The sequence below is a fragment of the Pseudomonas sp. BN505 genome (genome assembly GCF_029873175.1).
Classification (GTDB): Bacteria; Pseudomonadota; Gammaproteobacteria; order Pseudomonadales; family Pseudomonadaceae; genus Aquipseudomonas; species Aquipseudomonas putida.
In genome coordinates, this window is the sequence record NZ_SSOI01000041.1 from 28,928 (window position 1) to 48,994 (window position 20,067).

Genomic DNA, 20,067 nt, shown 5'->3' on the forward strand with positions numbered 1-20,067 from the left:
GCAGATACGAGGTCCACGGCGCGTCAACCGATCCAGTGAATCTCCGGCGCCTTGCGCTGCACTTCAGCTGCCACTGAGCGGGGATAACCTACAATCACCGGTGCGACAGGGGCGCATTCATCGGGCAAGTGCAAAACTTGCCTGCCAGCCGGCGTGGCGAGATAACGCTGCGCCAGCCCTATCCAGCAACTGCCCAGGCCTTCGGCATGCGCCGCGAGCATCAGGTTCTGCGCGGCCAGCGCGCAGTCTTCAACGGCCCAGTCACTGGCCGTCTTCGCAGCGATCACGATGAGCGCAGGAGCATGGTAGAAGATCTGAAAGCGCTCATCATTCAACATGGCTTGCAAGGATTCAGGCAACTGATCGCCACAGTGCTTTGCCAGGTACGCTTTCGCATCGGACGATACCTGCTGCAGAAGTGCCTGGTCGCGTACCACGGTGAACACCCAAGGTTGCAGGTTCATCGCGCTCGGTGCCTGTGCCGCGGCTTCGATCAGGCGGACGATCAGGTGCTGCTCGACAGGTTCGGCGGTGAATTCACGGGTCGAGCGACGCTCGCGAATCGCCTCATAGATATTCATGGCTCAGCCTCGAAAGTATTTATCCGGACCGTAGCCCGCCTTTGAGCTGCCTGTTTGACCTGGATCAGAACCGGGAAACTCAGGCACTGGCCGTGACTCGGCTGGCTATCACTTGGCTTTTATCAAGCCCACCTCAAGGAGCACGGGTAGCATTGCGGACAGCGTTATCCAATAAAGGAAAAACTCCATGAATCGCCCCGCTCCATCGAGGGTCCGCCTGTATGACGAAGACGATCTGGACAGCGTGCTGCGCTCGATGGCCCGTCAGGCCTTGGCACGCCTGCCTGCGTCCGACGTAGCGCTGATAGGCATTCAGCGGCGAGGTGAGCCGTTGGCGCAGCGCCTGCAACTGCACCTGCAAGCACTGACCGGTGCTGCGCCATTGCCGCTCTACCCGATCAAGGTCAAGCGCTACGCGGACGACCTCAGCCTCCTGCATGCCCATACGCAACTCACCGAGAACCCTGAGCTCGCCAAGCTGGACCTTGCCGGCACCACCTTGCTGGTGGTCGATGACGTGCTCTACGAAGGGCACTCTCTGCTACGCACCTGTGCCTACCTCGCCGGACTGGGTGCGCGCCACATCATCAGCGCGGTACTTGTCGACCGCCACGTCTGCCGCCAACCGGTGCATGCCGATATCGTCGGCATTCACCTGCAGGTGGCGGCGCAGGATATCGTCGAATGCCATGTTCCACCCTACGAAGGTCAATTCTGCGTGGAGGTGGTACGCCATGGCCGAACCGGCGATTGCGCCTGATTCAACTGCCGGGTGCGGGCTTGATGGTCAGGATGCTGCACGGTGCATGGCTGACAAGCCGCTCGGTGGTATCGCCGATCAGCTTGGCCCAACGCCTTGCCTGCACGGCGCCGACCACCACCACATCGGCTCCCAGCGCAGCGATATGGGACTTGATGACGCGCAACGGCGCCCCTTCGCTGAAGAACCGATGACTGTGGGCGATGCCATGGGCATCGGCCAACGCATCGAACGGCAACTGCAGTGATTCACGCACTTCGTCCGCCCACGGGCCGGCGAGGTCAGGGTTGGCCAGCATTGCGATTGGCAGGTCGTATGCCGAAAGCAGGTGCAACTGGCCCTGGCATTGCATCGCCAGTTGCTGACCAGCAACGACCAGCGCGTCATTGAGCGGCGAGGGTTGCGAGACATCCACCGCAACCAGCACGTTACCTGGCATGGCCGGGGCATTCGCTGGCACGAACATCAACGGCACCTCGCTCGCATGCAACAGCACCTGGTCAAGCGAGGTCCGGGCCAGCTGATCGATCAGGGAACAGCCCGGGCAGGCCTTGATCACCAGGTCAGGCGCGTAGCGGGCGATGCAGGCTGGCACCAGGTCGCGGGGATCGGCGGTTTCCACGGCCTCGAAACCTGGGCGTGCCCCCCTTGCCGGCTGTTCGTCGAGCAGCGCCTTGAGCTCTGTGCTGAAGTGCACGAAGGAAACGGAAGGCAGCGGGGTTGCCTGCAACTCGTGGCGCAGACGCAGTTCGCCGGGTTCATGGACACCCAGCACCTGCAGGGCGGCACCAGACGCCGCCGCCAGGGCCATGGCCCGGGACAGCGCGGCATTGGCCTGGGCCTCGGTCATGATCAGCAGGATCCGGCGATACGGGTTCATCGGGCACCTCCCGGCGCGGCTGCAGGTATGCGTATGCATGCCATTATCGGAGCCCGGGCTGGTTCGTTCTTGATAAAAATCAAGGCCCCCTGGCGCCATCGCGGCACCCTACGCCTGAGCCCGTATGCCTTCCCGGCGAGGGCCATCGCTGCGGAGGCCATCATGAACGCTTTGACGCGACTGCTACTGATCTGCCACCCGGACCTGCACCCCTCGCCAGCCATGGCGCGCGCCCAAGCGCTGGCCAAGGCCACAGGCGCCACCTTGCACCTGGTGGTTCTGAGCCAACTACCGTCACGCCTGATCACCCTTGACCAAATGCTGCGCAGCAGTGCCCGCAAGCAAGACGCCGAGCACCGCAGGGCATGGCTGCACGAGCAGGCGCAAGCGCTTGGCGAACAGGGCATTACCGCCTACCCCGAAACGCTGGATGACGATGACCCACTGAAGGACCTGATCCGCCTGGCACAGCTGCACCATGTGGAAATGCTGATCAAGGATATCCGCCACGAAACCGTCGTCAGCCGTGCCCTGCTCACGCCACTGGACTGGCAGTTGCTACGCCGCTGCCCGATACCGTTGCACCTAGTGGCTCAGGCTGAGGCGGCGCTGCCTGCGCGGGTGCTGGCCGCCGTGGACCTGGTCGAGCACGACGCTGCGGTACACAGGTGCAACGACCATGTTCTGCAGGCTGCACAGGTGCTGGCGCAGCGCTGCAAGGCACAACTGCATGTGCTCCAGGCCTATGAACCGAGCCCTAGCTTCATGGCCTACGCCGCCGCACCGGTGGCATGGACCGATGAGGTGGTCGAAGAAGTGACAGGCAGGGCACGGGAACGCCTGACCCGCTTCGCGGGCCACTACGGCATCAAGCCGGACCATTTGCACCTGATACGCGGGGCTGCTCGCAGTGTCGTCAGCGAATACGCCAACCAGCATGGCTTCGATGTGGTCGTCATGGGCACGCTTTACCATGAAGGGTTGACCAAGGTCATCGGCAGTACCACCGAGCAGACCCTGTACAAAGTGCATTCGAGCCTTCTGGCGATCCACGGTTGATTGACCGCCGGGTTGCCAGGCTCCGTGCTTGGGCAAACCGGCGGCCCACCTCAATCGCGATGCCAATCGACGCTCAGGTATCGCTCACTGTCGCTGTAGCGATAGCTGCAGGTGCCGTCATAAGCGGCTTCCAGGTCATGTCCGATACGGTTGGCCAGGTGCGTGCCAGTGGTGGTTGCCACCAGTTCGTCATCCTTGCAGTCGATGGCGATCAGCCGTTCGAGCACGTGGGTCTGGCGCTCTTGCTGTTCGGCATGGAGCATGAGCTGGCGAATCTCCTGCTCATGGGCCGTGAGGAAACGGCCCGACACGCGCACCTGGCCCGCTGCGGCATGGTCTTCGATGCGTCGGCAGGCTGGGCATACGGTCGACTCCAGCAGCCCGAGGCCGTTGGCGCCGTGCGGGTGCCATTCACCCTCGTGATAGACGGCGCCACATTGCGGGCAAAGCGCGTTGCCACTCGGGCGAAGGGGTATGGCGTAGGGGTCGAAGGGACGGGTTTTGAACAATTTGTCCTTGTGGCTTTTCTGATACTTGTCCATCGGCGTGCTCGCTGTACGGATTGTGAAGATCGCAGCCATTGGCATGCGCTGACCTGCACAGTGTCCGCCCATGGGCCACGCTGTACTTGATAATCGTCAAACCCAGCGGTGCCACGCCGCTTATGTTGCCGATAACGACCCGGGGAGTACCGCGCATGAACACCACAGCGCCATTGATGTTTGCATTGCAAGGGAGCGAAGGCTATGGCGATGCCGTTGCCCGACGCCTGGGCGTCACGCTGTCGGCACATGAAGAGCGAGACTATGAGGACGGCGAACACAAGTGCTGGCCCATGGACCCGGTCGAGGGGCGAAACGCCGTCGTTTTCCACTCACTTTATGGTGACACGCACCACAGCGCTCACGACAAACTGTGCCGGCTACTGTTCTTCTGTGGTGCGCTCAAGGATGCTGGCGCCAGCCAGGTGACAGCCGTGACGCCCTATCTGTGCTACGGACGCAAGGACCGCAAGGTGGAATTTCAGGATTCGACCATTACCCTTCACGTGGCGCGCCTGATGGAAAGCTGCGGCATCGACCGGGTGGTGGCGCTGGATGTGCATAATCCCAGCGCGTTCGACAATGCCTACCGGATCCCGGCCTGGAACCTCAACTGCGCGCAGCTGTTTGCCGAGCGCCTGGCGCCGCTGCTTGCTGAGCAGGTCATCACGGTGGTGTCGCCGGACATGGGCGGTATCAAGCGCGCCGAACAGTTTCGCCACGCACTGGCCCATTTGCTCGCGCGCCCGGTGGCCATGGCCATGGTGGAAAAGCACCGGCAACACACGCAGCTCAGCGGCGAGTGCCTGGTGGGGAATGTGGCTGGCTGCACGGTCGTGCTGTTTGACGACATGATCAGTACCGGCCAGACACTGTTGCGGGCCGCACACGCCTGCCATCGAGCTGGCGCATCCCGCATTCTGGCTGCCGCCACCCACGGTCTGTTCACCGCCGCAGGAACGCTGTTCGAAAGCGGGATGTTCGACCGCATCCTGGTCGCCGACAGCATCACGCCCTTTCGCCTGCCCGCCGCTTGCCGGGCCCAGCTGGACATCGTCGACAGCAGCGCCCTGGTCGCTGAGCGCCTCATGCCCATGGCGTAGCCAGCCGCACAGCCCTACACCACCAGGATATTGCAAGGCACCTGGTACAACACATGTTCGGTGGTGCTGCCGAACAGACGGTCCAGTCCCCGTGCGATGGGCCGGCCCATGACCAGCACGTCCACCGGCTGTGACTCGACGTATTCGCTGAGCACCGCGACCGGGCGGCCCAGCACGAAGTGGCGGCGTTCCGGTGGCGCTCCGAAGCGCTCGGCCAGTTTCTTGAAATCGTCCTCCAGCGCTTGGCGCAAAGGCGCGGCAATGTCACCGATGGCCCAGGCGGCATAGCCCATGTCGCCCATGTAGGCCATCGACAGGTCGCAGGCGTGCAGCAGGTCCAGTTGCGCCCCTGTCTGCAAGGCCAAGGCACTGGCCTGCTGGACGATGCTGTCATTTCGGGCCTGCCCCTCAGCCGAGGTGTCGGCCACGTCCACCGCCGCCACGACCTCGCGCGGCAACGCCGGCCGGCTGGCACCGAGCAAGTAGACCGGGACCGGGCAGTGGCGCAACAGTTGCCAGTCCAGCGGCGTGAAGAACGCGCGCTTGAGCGCGGGCTCATGTTCGACCTGCTTGAGCAGCAGGTCCGGTTGCATCTCCATGACGTGCTGCAGGATGTCATCCTGCAGGTCATTGCTCCAGGCCACCTCGGTCGTCACCTGCACGCCAGAGGCGCGCAGCGCGTTCGCCTGGGTTTCCAGCTGTCGCTGCTGAGCAAGCCGGTAAGCCTCCCGCTCCGTTTGGTGCTTACCGGACTCCAGCAGCCAGAGTTTGTCCAGTGATTCGAGCAAGGCGACGATGTGCAGGCTGGCCGATGCGGATCGGGCCAGTGCAACGGCCTGCTCCAGGGCGGCCGCCTGGTGCAGCATCGGGCGCATGATCAGCAACAGGCGTTGATAGTGACTCATGATTGCCTCCAATGGTGGGCCGGCCTGATCACTCAGGCAGCGGGGGTTGCATCAGGGGTGCGGTCTTCTCCGGGATATCGGTCATGGTGGCTTCAGTCAGCAGCAGAATGCTGGCGACCGAGACCGCATTTTCGAGTGCGACGCGCACCACTTTCGTAGGGTCGATGATGCCTGTCTCGTACATGTCGACATACGTATTGGATGCGGCATCGAAGCCGATGCTGCCCGTTTCGGCCAGCATGCGAGCCACCACGACGCCCGCGTCCACAGCGGAATTTTCAGCGATCGTCCGTGCTGGCGCTTCCAGTGCCCGGCGCAGGATCTGCAGCCCCGTGCGTGTGTCACCTTCATGGCTGGGCTCTTCGGCAAGCAAGGCAGGCACAGCCTTGAGCAAGGCAAGGCCGCCGCCGGGCACGATGCCCTCGGCAATCGCTGCGCGGGTAGCCGCCAAGGCGTCATCCAGAGCGTCCTTGCGCGCTTTCATCTCGGCTTCGGAAGGTGCGCCCACGCGGATGACAGCCACGCCACCGGCAAGCCTGGCCAGGCGTTCCTGAAGCTTCTCCCGGTCATAATCACTGGTACTGGAGGCGATCTGCGCACGGATTTGCGCGACACGCTCGGCCACGGCCTCCTGCGTGCCTTTGCCTCCGACCAAGGCGGTGCTGTCTTGGAGCACCAGCGCACGGTGAACCTAGCCCAGCTGGGACAGTTGCAGGCTGTCGAGATTGACGCCCAACTCAGCCGACACCACTGTGGCCCCCGTGAGTACAGCTATATCCTGAAGCATTTCCTTGCGCCGATCACCATACCCAGGAGCCTTAACCGCCACGGCGCGCAACACTCCGCGAATCTGATTGACCACCAGTGTGGTCAAGGCTTCGCCGTCGATGTCCTCGGCGATCACCATCAACGGCTGGCCGCTCTTGGCCACCTGTTCGAGCAATGGCAGCAGGTCAGCCAGCGCACCAATCTTGTGATCGCACAGCAGTACACACGCATCGGTGAGTTCGACCTGCATCTTTTCGGTGTCGGTGACAAAGTACGGGGACACGTACCCCCGGTCGAAACGCATGCCATCCATGATGTCGACCACGGTTTCGGTGGTCTTGGATTCCTCCACGCTCACCACGCCTTCCACACCGACCTTTTCCAGGGCGTCAGCGACCAGCTGACCGATCAAGGGGTCGTTGTGGGCGGACAATGTGGCCACCTGGGCTTTTTCCCGGATCGTGTTGACCGCACGCGACTGCGCCAGCAATGCCGCCTGAACCAGCGCCAGGCCCTTGTCCAGGCCGCGCTTGAGGTCGATGGCACTGGCTCCGGCCACCACGTTTCTGACGCCATCGGCAAGAATTGCCTGGGCCAGTACCGTCGCCGTGCTAGTGCCATCGCCAACCGCCTCCGCCGTGCGCTCGGCTGCCTGGCGCAGCATCTGGGCGCCGAGGTTCTCCTCAGCGTCCTGCAAGTCGACGCGCTTGGCGATGGACACGCCATCGTTACAGACAGTCGGGCGCCCCCAGGTGCTCTGCATCAGCACCGACTTCGACTTGGGGCCCAAGGTGACGCGTACGGCATCGGCGAGCTGGGTGGCGCCACTGAGGATCTTCTCCCGCGCCGCTGACCGAAAGAGGATTTTGCTGTGCGGCATGATTTTCGGCTCCCGTGCAGGGCAGCGTGATTGACTGCTGCAGCCAGCATCCAGCGCACGCTGCCCTGGGCGCTTGATTTTTATCAAGCGTGCGAACGCCTGCAGCGTCGCTCAGTGTTTGTCGAGGTACCGATACAAGGCTTCTTCCTGGTCGAAATGCAATTTCGCCAAGGTATCCAGGCGTATGAGCTGGTGCTGGATCTCGTCGGCGCTCGGGTTGGCAGCGGCCTGGGTGAAATCCTCGCTCATGCGCGTCAGCAAATGGATCAGCCTGAACATTTCCCGATGGGTATGGCTGAGCGGCGAGAGCGGATCCTCGCCCCCCATGTAGCGGCTCAACAAAGGGTATAGCCGCTGCTCGTCGTCCCGCTCATGGCGCTCCAGCAAGCCATGCAGGGCGGCGACCAGGCGCCCAAGGTCGGCCCGCGCCTGCGGCGCAGGGCGGCTGGCAAAGTCCCGCGCCATCTGGCTCAGTTCGGTCAACAACCCTTCCAGCTTCCGATGCTCGTCCTGCATGCGCTGCAGGCTCACGGCCGGCAACCCGTTGCGGCCATCGCCAGCGACCGGGCCGAGGGCGCGCAGGGCATTGAGGATGATCAACAGGTCGATGCCTTCCTGCAGTACCGCCCCCATGACCGCAGGCAGGTAGCCGGCCGCAGCGAACAGCATGGCCAGCAGCGAGAGGCTCATGCCCACCCACACGCCTTGCCGGGCAATGCGCACGGCGTGTCGGGCGATGTCGAGCGCTTCGATCAAGCGATCCAGCCTGTCGACCAGCAAGACCACGCCGGATGATTGCGCCGAGGCCGTCACGCCGGACGCACCCATGGCAACCCCGACATCGGCAGCAGCCAGTGCCGGCGCATCATTGATGCCATCCCCGACCATCAGCGCGGGGCCTTTTTGGCGACCTTCCTGAACCAGGCGGACCTTATCCTGCGGCGAGAGGCCAGAGCGAAGCGCATCAATACCCGCCGTCAATGCGATCATTTGCGCCGTCTGGGGGCGGTCGCCAGTCAGCATGACTATCTGATCGATTCCGCGCGCTCGAAGCCGGCGCAGGGTCTGGGGTGTTTCCCGACGCACATCGTCGGCCAGTCGCAGCATCGCCTTCAATTCGCCATCCACGGCCACGAAACTGCCACTGCTGGCCAGATAGTCCAACTGCTGCAAGCACGCCTGTGCCCAATGGCCCGCATCCCTGCCCTGCTGCACGTAAGCCAGCAGCCCCAAGCGCACGCCTTTGCCTTGCACCTGGCCGGCCAACCCTTGGCCTGGAGCCTCCTGCACCTGTTCCGGCGCCGTCAGGGCAAGGCCCCGCGCAAGGGCAGCGTCGACAATAGCCCGAGCGATCGGATGGGTGGATGCCTGGGCCAATGACGCGGCCCACTGCAAGACCTGCAGCGGCGCGCCCTCCCCGTTGAGTTCAATCGATTGCAAGCGCGCGTGACCGCTGGTCAAGGTTCCGGTCTTGTCGAGAAAGACCTGGCGGATCCCGGCAAGCGCCTCCAGAACCGCGCCATCGCGCACCAGAATGCTACGCCGCGCCGCTCGCGAGATGCCCGAGAGCACGGCAATCGGCACCGCCAGTATCAGCGGGCAAGGCGTGGCGACCACCAGCACCGCCAGCACGCGCTGCGGGTCGCCACTGGCCCACCAGGCAAGCGCGGCGATCAGCAACGTCAGCGGGATGAAGGCCAGCGCGTAGCGGTCAGCTAGGCGCACGAAGGGCGCCCGTGACTGGCGTGCCGTCTCGGCCAGGCGCACGATGCCGGCATAGGTGCTTTGCGCCGCGGTCTGCGTGGCCACCAGCAGCAACGGCGCGCCGACGTTGCACACCCCGCTGGCCACCGACTCGCCGCGATGGCGAGTGACGGGTAACGACTCCCCGGTCAGTGCCGCCTCGTCCAGCGTGGCCAGTGGACTCTGCAGGCGCCCGTCCACTGGCACGATTTCACCCAGGCGCACCAGCACGGCCTGACCTGGCCTGACCTGGTCCACCGCAACCTCACACAGCCCGTCCTGTTCCTGGATCCAGGCACGTTGCGGCGCGCGGTCGATCAGCGCGCGCAGTTCGCGCTCGGCATGACGCACACTGAACGCTTCAAGTGCGCGGCCAGTGGCCAGCATCAGCGCCACCACCGCAGCCACCAGCATGTTCTCCAGGGCCAGCGCGGCGCCGATCGATAACAAGGCAATCAGGTCGATACCCGCCTCCCCCCGGGCCAGGCGCCTGAGCATTTCCACCGCCAGGACCCCGGCCATGACCAGGCCACCAGTGGCCCAGGCCAGCGCGGCCCAGGCAGGCCGCTGCGCCGCGTAGGCCACGCCGCCAGTCAGCAAGGCCAGCAGGCAGATCCCCAACAGTGCCGGGTCGAGCAATCGACGTGGCATGGCGGTCTACTTGTGTCTGGCCTGCTGGCGCAGTTGTTGCACTTCGTCCTGAGCCTGGGTTGCCCGCCGCAGCGCCTCGTTGGCAGTCTGCTCGACCAGATCGATGCGGTAACACACCTGATCGGCGCGCAACCTCGCGGTGGCGGCATTGTTCTCCGCCGACTCCAGGCGCGCATCGTATTCCTCGGCGCGCCACGCGGTGCAGCCTGAAACAGTAATCAGCAGCAGGCTTGCCCACCCGCAAAGCACATAACGTCGCATATCCGCACCCTCATGCATGCCCAGGACACGCTGAGTATCGATGGCGCCGTGCACCGCAGCCTGACATTTGTCAATCGCGTTGGCCGGCACAAGGGTAGAAACAAGGACTCAGGGCACTTCAGCCCCTCCCCTGTCCGCTATCGGAGCCGATCATGAACGACCTTGACCTGCGAGACCTTGTGCTCGAAGAGCTGGAATTCAAACCTGATATCAATGCCGCCAGCATCGGCGTGACGGTGCAGGACGGTGTGGTCACCCTCTCCGGGCACGTCAACAGCTACGCCCAGAAAGTCAGTGCCGAGCGCACGGTCAAGGCCATGAAAGGCGTGCGCGGGCTGGCCGAGGAGATAGAGGTACGCCTAAACAAGCTCGAAGGGACCGCTGACGACACGATTGCCAGCCGTGCCCTGAACATCATCGCCTGGAGCTCGGACGCCAACGTGGAGGGCATCAAGGTCACCGTGCAAAAAGGGACGGTAACCCTGGAAGGCCAGCTCGATTGGCAATACCAGAAGGAAGTGATCGAACAGGCGGTCTGGCGCCTGTCGGGCGTGGTTGGCGTGCACAACCGCATCACCCTCAAAGCCCGGGCCGACGCGGTCGATATCAAGCGCCACATCGAGGACGCACTCAAGCGCAGTGCCGAAATCCAGGCCGAGGGCATCCGCGTCACGGTCAACGGTGGCGTGGTCAAGCTGGAAGGCAAGGTGCATTTGTTGCGCGAGCGAGAAGTGGTCGAACGTGCGGCCTGGTCGGTGCCGGGCGTCAGCAAGGTCGAAGATTATCTGTTGATCGCCTAGCGCCGCCGCACCGAGGAGAGATGGCCATGAACAAGGATCAGCCCTGGAAGCTCTACCTCCTTGCAGTCGGCCTGGCGGTGCTCGCTGCCGTGCAGTTCGGCCTGTTCAACCAGCCGGCCACGCAAGCCATCCCTTACAGCCAGTTCCTGCAATTGCTCGATCAGCAGAAGGTCAGCGACCTGCATATCGAGCACGACCGTATCCTCGGCAGGCTGCAGGAACCGATCGATGGCCATTCGGTGTTCTCCACCGTGCGCGTCGACCCGGCACTGAGCGAGCAACTGGGGCGCTCTGGGGTGGCGTTCTCTGGCGTCGTCGAGGACAGCACTGTGGCGACCGTGGTGGGTGCGTTGATGCCGCTGTTGATGATGCTGGTACTGTGGTACTTCCTGTTTCATGGCCTGGGGCAAAAACAGGGGCTGGCCGGGTTGATGGGGGTGGGCAAGTCACGCGCGCGGGTTTATGTCGAACATGACACCCAGGTAACCTTCGCCGATGTGGCCGGTATCGACGACGTCAAGGGCGAACTGACCGAGATCGTATCCTTCCTGAAAAACAAGGCGTGGTATGCGCGCCTAGGCGCCCATGTGCCCAAGGGCACGTTGCTGGTAGGCCCACCCGGCACCGGCAAGACCCTGGTCGCCAAGGCCATCGCCGGGGAAGCGGCGGTGCCGTTCTTCTCGATCTCCGGTTCGGAGTTCGTGGAGATGTTCGTGGGCGTGGGTGCCGCGCGGGTGCGTGACCTCTTCAACCAGGCCCGCCAGGCCGCACCTTGCATCATTTTCATCGACGAACTGGATGCCCTGGGCAAGATGCGCGGCGTCGGCAGCTTTGGCGGCAATGACGAGAAGGAACAAACCCTCAATCAGTTGCTGGCCGAACTCGACGGCTTCGACCCGCGTGAAGGCGTGGTGCTGCTGGCAGCGACCAATCGCCCGGAAGTGCTGGACCCGGCGCTGCTGCGTGCCGGGCGCTTCGACCGGCAGATTCTCATCGACCGGCCCGACCGCAAGGGGCGCCTGGCGATCCTGAAAGTCCACCTGCACAAGATCATCTACAAGAACGACCTGGACTGCGAGCGGATTGCCGAGATCACCCCGGGCCTGACGGGCGCCGACCTGGCCAACCTGGTCAACGAGGCGGCCATCGTCGCCACCCGGCGCTCCAGCCAGTGGGTCGAGTTGCAGGACTTCACCGCGGCGGTCGAGCGCCTGGTGGCAGGCGTCGAGCGCAAAGGCAGCGTGCTGTGCAGCGACGAGCGGCAGGTGGTGGCGTACCACGAAATGGGCCATGCCCTGGCCGCCAGCAGCCTGCCGGCGATGGACCCGGTACACAAGGTGTCGATCATTCCCCGCGCCGCGGGTTCACTGGGCTACACCCTGCAACGGCCGACCGATGACCGCTACCTGATCAGCACCCAGATGCTGCGCGACCGCCTGGTCGTGCTGATGGCCGGGCGCGCCGCCGAACACCTGGCGTTCGGCCAGGTCTCCACGGGTGCCGCCGACGACCTCGGGCGCGCCACCGACATCGCCCGCCAGCTGGTCACCCGCTTCGGCATGAGCCCGGCCCTGGGCCAGGCGGTGCTGGACCGCCAGCAAGCCGGCTATCTGGGAGATTCGGTGTTGCGCCAGGAGCGCAAGGACTACTCGGAGCAAACCGCGCGCGAGATCGACCTGGCTGTCCGCGGCTTGCTCGAAGAAGCCTATGGCCAGGCGCGGGCTTTGCTGGAGCAGCGCCGCAAGGACCTGGACGCAGGCGCGCGCCTGTTGCTGGCCAAGGAGACCATCACCCCCGAAGAATTCCCGGCGTTGCAACCCCAGGCCAATGAGCCCGCCACCTATGTGTTGGTCGATGTCAGCAAATGAACCGTCAATCCTGGCCAGGGTACCCGCCATGTTCTCTGTGACACTGATCAACATGCTGGTGGTGATCCTGGTGGTGATCATTCACTACGAATGCCTGCTGCGCCTGAACGACTGGCTACCACAACTCAAGGTCTGGAGCCGTTTTCGCATCGTGGCGGGTGTATTCGGGGCGCTGCTGGCGCACGCCCTGGAGGTGTGGTGCTTTGCCCTGGCCTATTACCTGATGGCCCATGCCCCGGGCTGGGGCACGCTCAGTGGCAATTTCGACGGGAGTTTCCTCGACTGCGTGTATTTTTCCTTCACCACCTACACCACGATAGGCTTCGGCGACATCGCGCCCACCGGCCACCTCAAGTACCTCACCGGCCTGGTGCTGATCACTTGGACCGCCTCGTTCCTGTTCCTCGAAATGCAGAAGTACTGGAAGGCCAAGTAAGGCTGGGTCAGGCCCCTAGCGGTGAAGCCCAACGCCATTGCGCAACTTCAGGCATGTCTTTGCCATGCTCGATGAGGTAGAGCTTGTGCCTTTCCATCGTTGCCCAATAGCGGGCGCGGGCCTGTTCGAGCTGGGGCTGCAAGCGTGGCACGTGCTCGAACACATCGAGCAGCAACTGGTAGCGGTCCAGGTTGTTGATGACCGCCATGTCGAACGGCGTGGTGGTTGCACCCTCTTCGCGAAAGCCCCGCACATGGAATCGTTGCGGGTTGGCGCGTTTGTAGATCAGGCGGTGGATCAACGCCGGATAGCCGTGGAAGGCAAAGATTACCGGACGATCTTCGGTAAACAGCCCATTGAAGTCGCTGTCGGACAGCCCGTGAGGATGCTGTTGCGACACTTGCAGGGCCATGAGGTCAACGACATTCACCACCCTCACGCGCACGTCTGGGGCATGCTCTTGCAGCAGCGTAACCGCCGCCAGCACCTCAAGCGTCGGCACATCGCCCGCGCAGGCAAGCACCACCTCGGGCACCTCGTCATCATGGCAGGCCCAGCCCCAGCGCCCGATACCTGATTGGCAATGCACGGCGGCCGCTTCGCTGTCGAGCCACTGCCACTCCATCTGCTTACCGGCAACGATCACATTGATGTACCCACGACTGCGCAGGCAATGCTCAGCCACCGACAACAGGCAGTTGGCGTCAGGGGGCAGATAGATCCGCGCGAGATTGGCCTTCTTGTTTGCCAACAGGTCGAGCAAGCCTGGGTCCTGGTGCGAGAAACCATTGTGGTCCTGCCGCCAGACATGCGAAGTCAGGAGGATATTCAATGAGGCGATCGGCTTGCGCCACGGTACCTCGGCCGCTGTCTTGAGCCATTTGGCATGTTGGTTGATCATCGAATCGACGATATGAATGAAGGCTTCGTAACAGGAAAACAGGCCATGGCGGCCGGTCAGCAGATACCCCTCCAGCCAACCTTCGCAGATGTGCTCACTGAGGATCTCCATGACCCGTCCCTGTGCCGAAAGGTGTCCATCATCGCTGGCGTGAGCATCCAGCCATACCTTGTCGGTTGCCTCGAACACCCCATCCAGACGGTTGGACGCCGTTTCGTCAGGGCCGAACAGGCGGAAATTCTGCGACGCAAGGCTGTTCTTCATGACATCGCGTACATAACCACCCAGCACTCTGGTCGCCTCGGCCCGCACCTGACCAGGGCCCGGCATCGGCACGCAGTAATCGGCGTAGTGCGGCAAATCCAGGGCCCGCAATAAGAGACCGCCGTTGGCATGGGGGTTCGCGCTCATGCGTCGCCGGCCAGTTGGGGTCAGCGCGGCCAGCTCAGGCAACAACGTACCCTGTGCGTCAAAAAGCTCATGGGGACGGTAACTTTCCAGCCATTGTTGCAGCTGCATCAGGTGCGGCGGTTTGTCGAGGTCCGCCAACGGCAACTGATGGGACCGCCAGGTGCCCTCTACGCGTTGCCCATCCACGTACCTGGGCCCCGTCCACCCCTTGGGGGTACGAAGAATCAGCACCGGCCACAAGGGCCTGTCGACCACCTGCGGGTCTTCGGCATGCCGCGCGAGGCGCTGGATCTGGCTGATCTTCTCGTAGATGACATCCAGCGTCCTGGCCAACGCGCGATGGACCTCCATCGGCTCGTCATCCTCGACAAAATACGGATCATAGCCATAGCCATACATGAGGCTGGTCAGCTCCTCCTCGCTGATCATCGACAGCACGCTGGGGTTGGCGATCTTGTAACCGTTCAGATGCAAGATGGGCAGCACCGCGCCGTCGCGGGCGGGGTTGAGGAACTTGTTGCAGTGCCAGCTGGCAGCCAGTGGCCCGGTTTCGGCCTCACCATCACCAATGACGCACGCCACGATCAGTTGCGGATTGTCCAGGGCGGCACCATAGGCATGGGCCAGCGAATAGCCCAGTTCGCCCCCTTCGTGAATGGAGCCAGGCACATGGGGGCCGACATGGCTGCCAATGCCATAAGGCCAGGAAAACTGCCGAAAGAGCCGGGCCATTCCAAGTGCGTTGCGCTCGACCAATGGGTTGAGCTCGGTGTAGGTACCGTCGAGGTATGCCTGAGCGACCAGGGCAGGACCGCCGTGGCCAGGCCCCGTGACGAACAGCACATTGAGGCTGTACTGGCGAATCAACCGGTTCAGATGGGTATAGACGAGGTTGAGCCCCGGGGACGTCCCCCAGTGGCCCAGCAGCCGAGGTTTGACATCGGCCAAGGTCAAGGGCCTGGTCAACAAGGCATTGCCCTGCAGATAGATCTGGCCAACGGTGAGGTAGTTCGCCGCCCGCCAATAGGCGTCCAGGCTTTCGAGTTCTTCAGTACCGGTTAAATCACTCATGCCAGCCTCCTTTCGTCATCGCGCCCGCGCGCGCTCAAAGGTCTTCGCCGCGAAGATCTTCCTCCCGCCGGCTCTGTTGACGGATCAGCAGTGACAGTTCGTGCAGGTGGTCCGACAGCAGGCCCACCAGGTCGTCCGCCGTGGCGATGCCGACCAGCAGGCCGAAATCATCGACTACCGGAATGCGTCGGATATTGGCGCGGCGCATATTGAGGATCACATCGAACAGGTCCTCGTTCTGGTTGGCGGTGATCAAAGGCCGGGGCAGCACATCGACTGCCTGCAAGTCTTCCTGATCCGGTGGGTTGCGCGCAATGATCCGCAACGCCAGGTCGCGATCGGTGATCAGGCCGATGGGCCGACAACGCTCGCGGTCGACATGTTCGGCCAGCACCAGATCGCCGACATGGTACTGATTCATCATCCGCGCCGCGGCATAGATGGAGATACCGGGTGGTGCGGTGACCACGTCACGGTTGCAGTATTTGCCAATGGACATCATGTTCTACCTCCACAGGCGGAGCCTCCTTGCTCCTCGATGCAGTAGTAATGGGTGATCATTTACCGCTCTTGATCGGAATCACCTTTTCCGGATGGATGGCTTCGGCGCGTTTGGGCAGGTGCACAAGCAGCACGCCCTTGTTGAACTGGGCGTTGATCTTCTCGGCGTCGACTTCACGGGGCAGCTGGAAGACCCGCTCGAAGCTGCCGTAATGGCGCTCGGAGAGGTGATATTCCTTACGCTTTTCGTCCACTTCTTCGTGTTTCTCGCCGCGGATCACCAGGTTGCCGTTGGCGAGCTTGATTTCGATGTCCTTGTCATCAACGCCGGGCAACTCGGCGCTGATGCGGTACTCTTCGGCCTGTTCGCTGATGTCCATGGCCGGCATGCCGTGGGTGAACAGGTCACGCCGCCAGAAAGGTTCAACATCGAATGGCGTGTGGCTGAACGGCATGCGCATCGGCCGCCGGCCAAAATCTTCGAACAGGCTGTCGATCTGACGGCGCAATTGCTGGAAGGGCCGCCACAGATCCGAAGGTTCGACGCTGGGCGGCGAAGCTTTGGCTGGCTGGGTGGCGACCGGGGTAACAGGCACTTTCTTAGCAACTTCTGACATGGCGACCTCCTCGAATGAGTAATGCCTCCCAGGGAGACGCCTCGAGCATGCGCCGTGGGGCTCCCCCCCGTTTGACCTTTATCAACAGCGTGGCGCCCCTTCCGCCCGCCGGTTTGATCCTGGTCAACATGCCGCATTGACTACGGCCTAGGCTGATATCAGCAAGACATGATTACAGTGCGAGGCAGCCATGAACCAAGATGGCAGTGCCAGCGTCCGCTTGCTGCAAACGTTGCCGGGGCCGGGCATCCAGCAATTCGTGCGCCTGGCCCTTTGCCGCCAGCCGTGCAGCGAGGCAATGGCAGGCCAGTACTGCATGCTCGGCCGTGGTAGCGAGTGCTGGCCATGCAGCTATGTGACCCTGCCTGGTGTCGCCGGGCAATTTATCGTCAGCATTCAGCATGCGCAGCCATTGGGTCGGGTGGGAGAGCTGTTTGACTATACCGGGCCGCTCGGCAGCGCCTGGCCGCTGCCCCTGCAAAGTACAAGGCTGCTGGCCATCGCTCGCGCCGATGGCCTGCTGCCCTTGCTGGGCGCGCTGGATGAGATTCGCTGCTGGCTGCCTTGGGTACAGTTGCAGCTGTCACATGACGGCATTGCGGCCGAGCTGCTGCCAGAGGAATGCCAAACCTGGCTGGCGGCGCTGCCTCCGCTGCCGCGTGACAGCAGCAGTGGCTGGTGGCATATCAGGCGCTTGCTGACCACCTTTCACCCGGACACGGTCTACTGTTGCGCACCGCCACAGGTAGCGCGCCAACTGGCTCAGCTATGCTGGCAAACAGGCGTAGCCCCGCAGCGAATCTGGATACGCACAGATCATGTACCACGCACACTCTGCGTTAGGCCCCCACTCGAACGCGGGCCTGTGCAACGCTATGACCGATTGCTTGCTGCACTCAAGTGGGTTCCTCTAGATGGGTCAGGTTGACCAAGCCTTGCATGTCGATGAGCCTGACCTCACGCCCGACGCATTGCAGGAAACCTGAATGGACGAAACGGCCGAACAGTCGGCTGATCGTTTCCTGCGTGAGGTCCATGTAGTTGGCGATATCAGCTCGGGACATCGGCAGCTTGAACATATCAGCCCGCAGCCCCCGCGCCTGGTAACGCGCCGACATACCCAACAGGAAGACCGCCAGCCGCTGGTCGGCCCGCCCATGGCAGCAGCGCAGGTGCTCGTCCTTGCCCTGGATCCCCAGGCTGAGCATGTGAAGCAATTGATAACGTAACCCCGGAATCTGGCCGGAGAGGTCCACCAGCTGGTCCAGCCTGATGGAGCAGACAAGCGATATTTCAAGGGCTACGGCAAAGCTTCGATAATGACTGGCACCAATAGCGTCCAGCCCCAGCATTTCCCCCGGCAGAATGAAGCCAGTCACCCGTTCGGTGCCGTCGGCATCAAGCAGAAAATTCTTGATCGCCCCGGAGCGCAAGGCAAACACGTGCTCCATGGGCTCATTGGCCTTGAACAGGTATTCACCCCGCTTCAACGGCCGGTTACGGCGGACAATCCGCTCCAGCTTGTCCACTTCGTCGGCACTGAGGCTAGCGGGCAGACAGAGCCGGCTCAACGAACACGCAAGGCACTTCACATGGGGCCTTGCCCCCATTTCTGCAGAGCCTGACATGACGATGCCTCCGCTTTTTTGCAGGCGGGCATCTATTCAAGTTAGCGGCCCCACAAAACGTTAGCGGTCTATCCGACCAAGGGTTGCATGCCACCCGAGGCGACTTGATGAAGATCAAACCGCGCCTTGCGTGCGCCTGCATGCTCAAGCGTCGAACGCTTCGCAGAAGCCCGACTGTTTGCCAGGCGCTCTCAGCCAAAAGGTGCAGATCATGGAAATCAGTAGCTTGCTTGTCCTTGCAGCCAACGAAGATCGATACGATCCAGCTATCGAACAGGCGATCGAGCTGGCGACGGCTGTCGGCGCCTCGGTGACCCTCGCCATCCACATAGCGCCGCCTGCTACCGAGTCCAGGCATCTTGATACCCTGGGCAGACAGAAAGGCGTGGCCAAGGTCTTCCTCGACAGCGGCATCCACCTGGAGCCGGAGGTCAGGCGAATCAAACCCACGGCGAAAGCACTGGTCAAGCTGGCCAGGGCATGCGCCGCCGACCTGATAGTTCTGCAGGCTCAAGCCGACGGTCTCGTCAGTTTCGGCCTCGAACTCATGCGGCTTGCGCCCTGCCCCGTGTTGTTTGCACGGGAACGTTCAGAGCTAAGTCAAGCCAAGCTGTTTGTAGCGGCGCCGGCCAGCTGCGAAGACCTGGACGACGGGGAAGCGAATGCCGCAGTCGTCGAAGCCGCGAGGCTCATAACCCATGCGCGCAAGGCGAAGATGCATCTCTTCTGCGTTTATGACCAGGCCGCCCTCCTGCGTCACAGCGAGCACTACAGCCTGGCGGAAATCCCCTCGTATGAATCCCTCGCAAGCGAATTCAAACGTTTCGTCGCGCAACTGGGCATCCCTAACGCGCATCACCAGTTGATCGTCGGATCAGGCGCGCACACCCTCTGCGCATACGCCAATCGCTGCGGCTACGACACCGTGGTGATCACCAGCCCTCACCGCGCCTGGCAGTTCGCGACCCTGGAATACCTGCTAAGCAACCTGAAATGCAGCTTGCTCGTGGTCTACGCCAAGGCGCGTCAGCAGGCGTTGGCTGACCCTGAATCGGGGGAGCTTTTTCTATCGGTTTGACAGGTCATGAGTGAAGCATTTGACAACTGTCAAGTCAGCGCAGGGCCTACTGTCGACACTGAACTTCCTTGTTCATTCGACATAGAGGACATTGCCATGGCACCTGCCGAGACTTCCCGTGTGCACACAACGCCTTCGTTCCCCAAACCTTCGGGTGAACACTGGATCGAAGCCCTTGAAAACGGCGTTCACGTGCTTATCAGGCCCTTGCAGGCCCAGGACCGTGAACGCGAAAAAGCCTTCATCGAACGGCTATCGCCCGAATCACGGCATTTCCGCTTCCTGTGCCAGCTCAGGGAGCCCGGTGAAGCCATGCTCGACCAGCTGATGAAGGTCGACCAGGATCGCCAGGCGGCCTACGTCGCCCTCGCCCACGTGGATGGCGAATTGCAGGAAGTGGGCATTTCCCGCTACGCCACCGCCAGCGGCAAGGACGAGTGCGAATGTGCCGTTACCGTCATGGACAGCTGGCAGCACCATGGCCTGGGTCGCCTGCTGCTCAAGCACCTGATCGATCATGCCCGGACCAAGGGCTTGCGGCAGATGTATTCGGTCGACGCGGCAGCCAACCATGCGATGCGCGACCTGGCCAAGGCGGCGGGGTTCACCACCGCCGCTGACCC

19 protein-coding genes and 1 pseudogene are annotated in these 20,067 nt (G+C 62.8%); 9 read left to right on the plus strand and 11 right to left on the minus strand.

Annotated elements, in window-relative coordinates; translation table 11 throughout:
- Nucleotides 1–23 precede the first annotated feature (23 nt).
- Nucleotides 24–581 (minus strand): nitroreductase, encoded by a 558-nt coding sequence (locus tag E8E78_RS12255; RefSeq protein WP_059394889.1) that lies wholly within the window; start codon nt 579–581, stop codon nt 24–26.
- A 187-nt stretch (nt 582–768) separates the two neighbouring features.
- Here E8E78_RS12255 and E8E78_RS12260 point away from each other — a divergent pair, with 187 nt between their 5' ends.
- Nucleotides 769–1,341 (plus strand): phosphoribosyltransferase family protein, encoded by a 573-nt coding sequence (locus tag E8E78_RS12260; protein ID WP_059394888.1) that lies wholly within the window; start codon nt 769–771, stop codon nt 1,339–1,341.
- A gap of 1 nt (nt 1,342) precedes the next feature.
- Here E8E78_RS12260 and E8E78_RS12265 read toward each other — a convergent pair whose 3' ends face one another.
- On the minus strand, nt 1,343–2,221 hold the full coding sequence (locus E8E78_RS12265; protein WP_059394887.1) for a universal stress protein: 879 nt from the start codon (nt 2,219–2,221) through the stop codon (nt 1,343–1,345).
- A 162-nt stretch (nt 2,222–2,383) separates the two neighbouring features.
- On the opposite strand from E8E78_RS12265, the gene E8E78_RS12270 reads away from it, so the two are divergent.
- On the plus strand, nt 2,384–3,280 hold the full coding sequence (locus E8E78_RS12270) for a universal stress protein (RefSeq protein ID WP_114942191.1): 897 nt from the start codon (nt 2,384–2,386) through the stop codon (nt 3,278–3,280).
- Nucleotides 3,281–3,330: 50 nt separating this feature from the next.
- Here E8E78_RS12270 and E8E78_RS12275 read toward each other — a convergent pair whose 3' ends face one another.
- Nucleotides 3,331–3,822, minus strand: a complete 492-nt coding sequence (locus E8E78_RS12275; RefSeq protein ID WP_059394886.1) for a BCAM0308 family protein — start codon at nt 3,820–3,822, stop codon at nt 3,331–3,333.
- 155 nt (nt 3,823–3,977) lie between these two features.
- Between E8E78_RS12275 and prs the strand changes: the two genes are divergently transcribed.
- Nucleotides 3,978–4,925 carry a ribose-phosphate diphosphokinase gene (prs, locus tag E8E78_RS12280; protein WP_059394885.1) on the plus strand — a complete coding sequence of 316 codons (948 nt, stop codon included), beginning with the start codon at nt 3,978–3,980 and terminating at the stop codon, nt 4,923–4,925.
- A gap of 14 nt (nt 4,926–4,939) precedes the next feature.
- Here prs and E8E78_RS12285 read toward each other — a convergent pair whose 3' ends face one another.
- From E8E78_RS12285 to E8E78_RS12300, 4 genes and pseudogenes are all read right to left on the minus strand, one after another.
- Complete coding sequence (locus E8E78_RS12285) at nt 4,940–5,830, minus strand: universal stress protein (RefSeq protein WP_059394884.1); 891 nt, start codon at nt 5,828–5,830, stop codon at nt 4,940–4,942.
- A gap of 28 nt (nt 5,831–5,858) precedes the next feature.
- Nucleotides 5,859–7,478: pseudogene (gene groL, locus E8E78_RS12290) on the minus strand (chaperonin GroEL).
- 111 nt (nt 7,479–7,589) lie between these two features.
- On the minus strand, nt 7,590–9,872 hold the full coding sequence (locus E8E78_RS12295) for a heavy metal translocating P-type ATPase (RefSeq protein ID WP_059394883.1): 2,283 nt from the start codon (nt 9,870–9,872) through the stop codon (nt 7,590–7,592).
- A gap of 6 nt (nt 9,873–9,878) precedes the next feature.
- Nucleotides 9,879–10,133 (minus strand): hypothetical protein, encoded by a 255-nt coding sequence (locus E8E78_RS12300; RefSeq protein WP_059394930.1) that lies wholly within the window; start codon nt 10,131–10,133, stop codon nt 9,879–9,881.
- Nucleotides 10,134–10,285: 152 nt separating this feature from the next.
- On the opposite strand from E8E78_RS12300, the gene E8E78_RS12305 reads away from it, so the two are divergent.
- Genes E8E78_RS12305 through E8E78_RS12315 form a run of 3 tightly spaced genes read left to right on the plus strand, consistent with a single transcriptional unit; the run spans nt 10,286 to nt 13,237 of the window.
- On the plus strand, nt 10,286–10,933 hold the full coding sequence (locus E8E78_RS12305) for a BON domain-containing protein (protein WP_027917283.1): 648 nt from the start codon (nt 10,286–10,288) through the stop codon (nt 10,931–10,933).
- A 26-nt stretch (nt 10,934–10,959) separates the two neighbouring features.
- Nucleotides 10,960–12,801: an ATP-dependent zinc metalloprotease FtsH gene (gene ftsH, locus E8E78_RS12310; protein ID WP_059394882.1), complete on the plus strand. Its 1,842-nt coding sequence runs from the start codon at nt 10,960–10,962 to the stop codon at nt 12,799–12,801.
- Between the two features lie 28 nt (nt 12,802–12,829).
- A complete protein-coding gene (locus E8E78_RS12315; protein ID WP_059394881.1) occupies nt 12,830–13,237 on the plus strand; it encodes a potassium channel family protein in 408 nt (135 codons plus the stop codon).
- 7 nt (nt 13,238–13,244) lie between these two features.
- Here the strand turns inward: E8E78_RS12315 and E8E78_RS12320 are convergent, their stop codons facing one another.
- Genes E8E78_RS12320 through E8E78_RS12330 form a run of 3 tightly spaced genes read right to left on the minus strand, consistent with a single transcriptional unit; the run spans nt 13,245 to nt 16,738 of the window.
- Nucleotides 13,245–15,620, minus strand: a complete 2,376-nt coding sequence (locus E8E78_RS12320; protein WP_114942182.1) for a phosphoketolase family protein — start codon at nt 15,618–15,620, stop codon at nt 13,245–13,247.
- A gap of 34 nt (nt 15,621–15,654) precedes the next feature.
- Nucleotides 15,655–16,119 (minus strand): CBS domain-containing protein, encoded by a 465-nt coding sequence (locus tag E8E78_RS12325; protein ID WP_033695979.1) that lies wholly within the window; start codon nt 16,117–16,119, stop codon nt 15,655–15,657.
- Between the two features lie 58 nt (nt 16,120–16,177).
- Complete coding sequence (locus E8E78_RS12330; RefSeq protein WP_059394879.1) at nt 16,178–16,738, minus strand: Hsp20/alpha crystallin family protein; 561 nt, start codon at nt 16,736–16,738, stop codon at nt 16,178–16,180.
- A gap of 190 nt (nt 16,739–16,928) precedes the next feature.
- Here E8E78_RS12330 and E8E78_RS12335 point away from each other — a divergent pair, with 190 nt between their 5' ends.
- Nucleotides 16,929–17,666, plus strand: a complete 738-nt coding sequence (locus E8E78_RS12335) for a hypothetical protein (protein ID WP_059394878.1) — start codon at nt 16,929–16,931, stop codon at nt 17,664–17,666.
- Here the strand turns inward: E8E78_RS12335 and fnr are convergent.
- On the minus strand, nt 17,635–18,366 hold the full coding sequence (gene fnr, locus E8E78_RS12340; protein WP_059394877.1) for a fumarate/nitrate reduction transcriptional regulator Fnr: 732 nt from the start codon (nt 18,364–18,366) through the stop codon (nt 17,635–17,637). The genes E8E78_RS12335 and fnr overlap by 32 nt on opposite strands.
- A 211-nt stretch (nt 18,367–18,577) precedes the next feature.
- Between fnr and E8E78_RS12345 the strand changes: the two genes are divergently transcribed.
- Nucleotides 18,578–19,444 carry a universal stress protein gene (locus E8E78_RS12345; protein WP_114942181.1) on the plus strand — a complete coding sequence of 289 codons (867 nt, stop codon included), beginning with the start codon at nt 18,578–18,580 and terminating at the stop codon, nt 19,442–19,444.
- A 96-nt stretch (nt 19,445–19,540) separates the two neighbouring features.
- A partial coding sequence (locus E8E78_RS12350; RefSeq protein WP_280312349.1) for a GNAT family N-acetyltransferase occupies nt 19,541–20,067 on the plus strand: 527 nt, incomplete at its 3' end.